Annotated in this window: 7 protein-coding genes and 1 tRNA gene; 6 read left to right on the forward strand and 2 right to left on the reverse strand. The window is 41.1% G+C overall.

Features of this window, described 5'->3' with window-relative positions; translation table 11 throughout:
- Positions 1 to 2: 2 nt before the first annotated feature.
- A complete protein-coding gene (locus E5331_RS17080) occupies positions 3 to 920 on the reverse strand; it encodes a tRNA-dihydrouridine synthase family protein (RefSeq protein ID WP_123481310.1) in 918 nt (305 codons plus the stop codon).
- Between the two features lie 6 nt (positions 921 to 926).
- Positions 927 to 1,304 (reverse strand): DMT family protein, encoded by a 378-nt coding sequence (locus E5331_RS17085; protein ID WP_123481475.1) that lies wholly within the window; start codon positions 1,302 to 1,304, stop codon positions 927 to 929.
- A gap of 231 nt (positions 1,305 to 1,535) precedes the next feature.
- Between E5331_RS17085 and E5331_RS17090 the strand changes: the two genes are divergently transcribed.
- From E5331_RS17090 to E5331_RS17115, 6 genes are all read left to right on the forward strand, one after another.
- Positions 1,536 to 2,729: an FprA family A-type flavoprotein gene (locus E5331_RS17090; protein WP_135985147.1), complete on the forward strand. Its 1,194-nt coding sequence runs from the start codon at positions 1,536 to 1,538 to the stop codon at positions 2,727 to 2,729.
- A gap of 8 nt (positions 2,730 to 2,737) precedes the next feature.
- Positions 2,738 to 3,325, forward strand: coding sequence for a uracil-DNA glycosylase family protein (locus E5331_RS17095; protein ID WP_275441280.1), 588 nt, complete (start codon positions 2,738 to 2,740; stop codon positions 3,323 to 3,325).
- A 20-nt stretch (positions 3,326 to 3,345) separates the two neighbouring features.
- Positions 3,346 to 4,032: a DedA family protein gene (locus E5331_RS17100; RefSeq protein WP_275441278.1), complete on the forward strand. Its 687-nt coding sequence runs from the start codon at positions 3,346 to 3,348 to the stop codon at positions 4,030 to 4,032.
- A gap of 27 nt (positions 4,033 to 4,059) precedes the next feature.
- Positions 4,060 to 4,704 carry a ribulose-phosphate 3-epimerase gene (gene rpe, locus E5331_RS17105; RefSeq protein WP_123481313.1) on the forward strand — a complete coding sequence of 215 codons (645 nt, stop codon included), beginning with the start codon at positions 4,060 to 4,062 and terminating at the stop codon, positions 4,702 to 4,704.
- A gap of 178 nt (positions 4,705 to 4,882) precedes the next feature.
- Positions 4,883 to 4,956, forward strand: a tRNA-Ala gene (locus E5331_RS17110).
- 120 nt (positions 4,957 to 5,076) lie between these two features.
- Entirely contained in the window at positions 5,077 to 6,948 is a 1,872-nt protein-coding gene (locus E5331_RS17115; RefSeq protein ID WP_135985149.1) for an AAA family ATPase, read from the forward strand.
- Positions 6,949 to 7,000 lie beyond the last annotated feature (52 nt).

Consider the following 7,000-nt stretch of genomic DNA (forward strand, 5'->3'; position numbering starts at 1 on the left):
TGTTAGATTAAAGCCACAGCAGAATTGTATTTTGCCATATTAGAGGCTTTCTTTATTGCCTTCCAGGCTTTTCTTCCGATTTCCTCTTCAGCATATTCCCAGAAAGGTTTTATTTTTGAGATAATTTGGCTATCGCCGCATAGAGTGTCGGAATAATAGTCGAGCAATAGACGATGGAATTTCAGCATCTCTTCCACTCTGTCGGCTTTATCCCATTCCTTACCGGATAGATATTCCTTAATAAGAGAGGGACGGGCAAGCAGACCTCTACCAATCATTATTCCGTTAATTCCATTGAAATCATTTAAGACTTTATCAATATCCTGAGGGGTATGTATCTCTCCATTGAATACAACCGGATTCTTGCTTTGGTCAAGAATTTCCTTGAAGCTGTCGAGAATGAGCTGTCCTCCATATTGCTGTTTGGCTACTCTCGGATGAACTGCAATGTGGGATACCTCCACTTTATTTAATTCAGGAATCAGATTCTTCCATTCATCGGCATCTGAAAAGCCAAGACGTATTTTTACTGAGAATGTTATCCCTGGATTATTCGCAATAATTTCGGCAACGTCATGAGCCAGATCCTTATTGGCGACAGTGGCGGCTCCTCTGCCATGTCCTGTCTGTAGAGGGAACGGACATCCCATGTTCAGGTCAATTTCAGAAGCACCGTTCTCAATCATTAATCTGACAAGAGCGGAAAGCTCATCCTTATCGCGGAAAATGATTTGAGGAATCAGTTTTTGATTATCATTCAGACCGCTTGTGAAATCTTTCAGGTCGCGAGGGCGCAATGCGCCATGTTCCAACCGGATGAAAGGGGTATAGTATATAGACTCAGAGCCGTATGTAAAGGCATGGAAATGTCGGTAGGGTGCATCGGTATGACCTTGTACCGGAGCGAAATGATAGAACATAATAGATTATTTGTTGGGAAGAAAAACGAAGCATACCGCACCAATCAGGCAGAAGAAGGCAGCAATGTGGTTCCATTGCAATTTTTCTCCGGAAAAGAAGAACATGGCTACCACTGTAAAAACAGTGAGAGTGATTACTTCCTGCATTACCTTAAGTTGGAAGAGAGAGAAGGGTCCACCGTTTCCGTTATAACCCATGCGGTTTGCAGGAACCATGAAACAATATTCAGCAAGGGCTATAGCCCATGAGAAGAGTATTACCACGAAAAGCGGCCAATTTTTAGAAATGCCTGAAGATTGTAGCTTCAGATGTCCATACCAGGCGAATGTCATAAATATATTAGATATGACAAGCAGAAGGATGGTGATTAAGGATGTTTTCATTATTGTTAAAATCATTGATTCAAAACGATGCAAAATTACAAAAATTTCTTGGTTGGATATTGAAAAAAGTGAGTATAGGTGCATTTCAATTGTCAGATAAAGTCATTCAATCTTGGTTGTGAATTGTTTTTTAAGTAATTTTGCAAAGAAATAATAGGTGAGGCGTAATGCTTCGCAAATATATGATACAATCATAACGGAATAAAATTCCGAGCGTAAAACAAAAAGATAATGAATATCCGCGAAATTACAGAAGATGTTTTTTATGTTGGAGTCAACGACCGAACAACCGACAGATTTGAAAACTTGTGGCCATTGCCTTACGGCGTCAGCTATAATTCATATATCGTTAAGGGGAGCGAAAAGATTGCTCTTATTGATACGGTTGAGATAGGCACAATACGCGATTACATAAGAGCAATAGAATCGCAGATCGGAGATGCGCAGATTGATTATCTGGTGATCAATCACATGGAGCCTGATCATTCCGGAGGCATACCGTCGATACTTGAACATTATCCCATGGCAAAACTTGTGGGCAACCGTCAGACAATATCTATGGTCAAGGGATATTATCATATTGAGGATGACCGTTTCATAGAGGTGGGAGATGGCGCAGAACTGAATCTCGGCAATAAGAATCTGAAATTCTATTTGACTCCGATGGTGCATTGGCCTGAAACCATGATGACCTATGTAGAGGAGGATTGCATATTGTTTACCGGAGATGCTCTCGGCACCTTCGGAGCATTGAATGGAGGCGTCATCGATACAGAGATGAATACGGATTGGTATTGGGATGAGATGTATCGCTATTATTCCAATATCGTAGGTAAATACGGACGTTTTGTGCAGAAGGCTTTGGCAAAGGTGTCAGGTCTTGATATAAAGTATGTGTGCTCCACGCATGGACCTATATGGCATGAAAACATCGGGAAGGCTCTTGATATCTATAATCGCCTGAGCCAATATGAAAGTGAGCCGGGTGTCACAATCATATATGGGTCGATGTATGGAAATACAGCAGAGGTGGCAGAGGAAATCGGCAGACAGCTTGCAGCGAGAGGCGTCAAGAATATAAAGATACATAATGCGTCGAAATCAAATATGAGCTATATGATTTCAGATGCATTCCGTTATGAGGGTCTGATTGTAGGTTCTCCTACATATTCCATGCAGATTTTCCCACCGGTGGAGCAATTTCTGATAGCAATGTCTACAAGGGAGATTAAGAATAAAGTGTTTGCTACATTCAGTTCCTTCACTTGGGCATCGGCGGCTTCAGGCAAGATGAAGGAATATGCGGAAAAGATGAAATTGGATATTGTTGACAGTCTGGATATGAAGCAGTCGGCTACTCAGTTTACATTTGAAGATGCAGCACGGTTGGCAGAGAATGTTGTTGCAGTATTAACGAAGAGATGAAGGATGAGATTTTGACAGAGGCACATCCTCTTGAGCCGTTTTTTCCGGAAAACAGCAAACTGCTTATGTGTGGGACATTTCCACCGAAACAGAATAGATGGTCAATGCATTTTTATTATCCGAATTATATCAACGACATGTGGCGAATATTCGGGTTGATATATTTTGGAAGTAAGGATGCATTAGTGGATGATGCCCACAAGACATTTCATCTTGATAAAATCAAAAGCCTGCTTCGAGAAAAAGGGATAGCATTGAGCGATACCGGCAAGGAAGTGGTCAGGATAAAGGATAATGCGTCCGACAAATGGCTTCAGATCAATAAGCCGATAGATCTGTCGTCAACACTTGTCTCATTGCCGGAATGTGTCGCTATTGCCACTACGGGTGAGAAGGCCGCTGGTGTTGTGGCTGGTCTTACCGGGACAACAGTGCCCAAGGTCGGAGAATGGGTTGAATGTAGAATTGAAGTTGAAGGCAAAGAACGAGTCTTTCGTCATTGGCGTATGCCCTCGTCATCCCGTGCTTATCCAATGAAACTTGAGATAAAGGCCCGGTATTACAGGCGTATGCTGGAATCTACGGGACTTATTTGAATAACCTATTTAAATTGAACATGATGCTTGATTTAATACCTCTGGCAATATTTGATGCCAGCCAGTTTTTTCAATGGTTTGTAGAGAACGCAAATTATCTTTTTGTGTTTCTCTTCATGGTAGTGGAGAGTTCATTCATCCCTTTCCCATCGGAAGTTGTTGTGCCACCGGCAGCTTATCTTGCCTGCACTAATACGGGGGCCGGGTCGGATATGAATATCTTTATGGTGGTATGTTTTGCTACTTTGGGAGCTCTTGTTGGCGCATTCATAAATTACTACATCGCATTATGGATAGGGCGTCCTGTGGTGTATGCATTTGCAGACAGTCGCTTCGGCCACATGCTGATGATTAATCGTCAGAAAGTGGATAAGGCAGAGGCATATTTTGATAAACATGGGGCAATATCCACATTTATCGGACGTCTTATTCCTGCAATCCGTCAGTTGATCTCAATTCCTGCCGGTCTTTCCCGAATGAATATAGGGCAGTTTGCCATATTTACAGGTCTTGGTGCATTGGTATGGAATGGAATATTGGCAGCTCTCGGCTATTGGTTGTCGACGACAGTATCACCTGATCAGCTTTTCGAAAAGGTGGAGGAGTATAACAAATATCTGACATGGTTTGGGTATGGTATAGCATTGGTATGTCTGATATTCATACTTTGGAATGCATTCAAACCCAAACATAAGGAAAGTCTTTAAGCAATCAACACATACTTATAATCTAACATGGAAGTATCCCCTTCGTTATTAGCTGCGGATTTCTTGAATCTGCGGAAAGAGGTAGAGATGATAAATGATTCTCATGCCGATTATTTACACCTTGACGTGATGGACGGAGTTTTCGTTCCAAACATATCATTCGGTTTTTCAGTGCTTGACGCTGTAGGAAAGATATGCAGCAAGCCCATGGACGTACATTTGATGATTGTTGAGCCGGATAAATGGGTGGCGCAAGTAAGGGATTGTGGTGCGTATCTGATGAACGTGCATGTCGAGAGTTGCAAGCATCTTCATAGTACGATTCAGCATATCCATCAAGCCGGGATGAAAGCAGGCGTCACATTGAATCCATCGACACCGGTGGTTATGTTGAACGATATAATCCAAGATTTGGATCTGGTATTATTGATGTCGGTTAATCCCGGATTTGGCGGACAACCATTTATCCGTCATACGCTGGAAAAGACACGCAGATTACGTAGGCTAATAGAGGAAAGCGGAAGCCATGCCAAGATTCAGATAGATGGAGGAGTGAATGATCGGACAGGAGCTGAGCTTGCCGAGGCAGGTGCCGACATATTGGTTGCCGGCAGTTACGTGTTTGGATCATCCAATCCTCATGAACGGATAGACATTCTGAAAAATTTGTGAGGAAACAGATATTTAGGATAAAAAAATCACACATCTCCAGATTTATTCTTATGGAGATGTGTGATTTTTTTATCTGTGATTCTTAGATGATTATGATATGGTATAAAAATTTTTTCAAAATATTTCTTGAAATATTTTGAAAAGTAGATAGAATATTATAAATTTGCAAAAGAAAAGAGGGGCATTAGCTCATCTGGCTAGAGCGTTTGACTGGCAGTCAAGAGGTGGTCGGTTCGAGTCCGATATGCTCCACTAAATTTTAACTGATTGGGAATCAATATTTAGTTGGTTCCCAATTTTATTATGTAAGAGTTCATAATTGGTGGGAATGGTATTATTTACTTACTACCTTTATTGAAAAGAAAAGCGCAGATGAAAGATATTCCACATACCATAGATCTGGATAACGAGGAATTTCAGCAGATGTATAAATTGCTGACCACCACGAATGCCAATGTATTCCTTACGGGTAAAGCCGGTTCCGGGAAATCTACCTTTCTTCGGTATATCTGTAATAATATTAAGAAGAAATATGTGGTATTGGCTCCTACCGGAGTAGCGGCAGTGAATGTAGGTGGAGTTACGATCCATTCATTCTTTCAGATGCCATTGCGACCGGTTCCTCCGGATGATGATGATTATTCAATCATGGCTCTTAAGAAAAGCAGAAGATATTCTAAAAATAAGATAAAGCTTATCAAAGAGTTGGAACTGATTATAATTGACGAGGTATCGATGGTGCGTCCGGATATGATTGATTTCATAGATCGTGTGTTGCGTGCAATTACAGGACGTAGAGGTAAACCATTTGGAGGTATTCAGCTTCTTCTCGTCGGTGATATTTTCCAACTTGAGCCGGTTGTCACGAATGAATCAAGGCAGATATTGTCAAAATATTATCAAGATTATTTCTTTTTTAATGCGCGGGCGTATGATTCTGCTAATCTGGTATCGGTGGAATTGAAGAAAATATATCGTCAGACTGACCGTAAATTCATAAGTATGCTTGATCGTCTTCGTCTAAGTCAAACCACAAAGGAAGATCTTGCGATACTTAATTCAAGGATTATGTCCACTGCTTCTGATGATGGTGGGGATTTTGGTATAACGCTGACTACACGACGGGATGTGGCTTCTTCCATAAATTATGATAAGATGGCTGCTCTCAGTGGGGAGGAGTATATCTTTAAGGGGGAAATAAAGGATGAGTTTCCTGAAAAGATACTCCCCACGGATCTTGAACTGGTATTGAAAAAAGGTGCACAAGTGATGCTTATCCGAAATGATCGCGATCATAGATGGGTGAACGGTACTATAGCAATGGTCAAAGATATATCTGAGGATAAGATTCAGGTAGAGCTTGAAAATCATAGAGTGGAGACTGTGGAAAAAGAGGAATGGCAGAATATTAATTATATTTATGACGAGAAGGAGAGAAAAGTAAAAGAGGAGGTTATTGGCACCTTTTCTCAATATCCCTTACGTGCGGCATGGGCACTTACGATACATAAAAGCCAGGGTCTAACATTCGGAAATGTCACTATTGATATGACGGGGGGAGCATTTACGGCAGGTCAGACCTACGTGGCTTTGAGTCGTTGCAGGAGTTTGGAAGGCGTGCGTTTTATCAATCCGTTGCAACGTAGTGATATAATAGTAAGTAGAGGTGCTTCTGAATTCAGCTATAACTATAATGATCACCGTGTCATAGAGCGCGTATTGAGGGAAGCAGAGTCCGCCAGATTATCAAAATCGGCAGCTGATGCCTTTTCACGAGGAGATTTCTATGATGTAGTTGAGATGTTGTGGGAGGCTGATACCCTGACGCATATTTTTGAAAAAAGAAGCGTGAGAAGAATGATTGCCGGTTTTCTTTCAGTAATAACTAAATTACGGAAAGAATTGCAGTCGAAGAATAGGCTTCTGAAGGAGATTTCAAAGGAGTTTACAGAGCTTGGTGAAGAATGTATGCGAGAAAAGAATGATTATGAAATGGCATTGCAACATTTCAGCAAGGCATATAAGTTGGATAACGATAATAGACAATCTCATTTCGGGATGGCATTGTGTATGCTGAAGATAGGGAAAAGGAAGAACGGGTTGAAAATTTTGGAAGAATTTATCAAGACTCCATGTAAATATACCTATAATGTGCGGATATTAAGAGGGGATATGTGTGTGGAAGAGGAGGATTATGCAAATGCTGTCATACATTATAATGCAGCTATGAAGCTTAATAAGTAGGGTGTTCAGTTAGTTGTTCCGTATTCAGCTCACTTTTTTAAGTGTTTCGGTT

The organism is Lepagella muris (assembly GCF_004793975.1).
In the GTDB taxonomy this organism is placed as follows: Bacteria; Bacteroidota; Bacteroidia; order Bacteroidales; family Muribaculaceae; genus Lepagella; species Lepagella muris.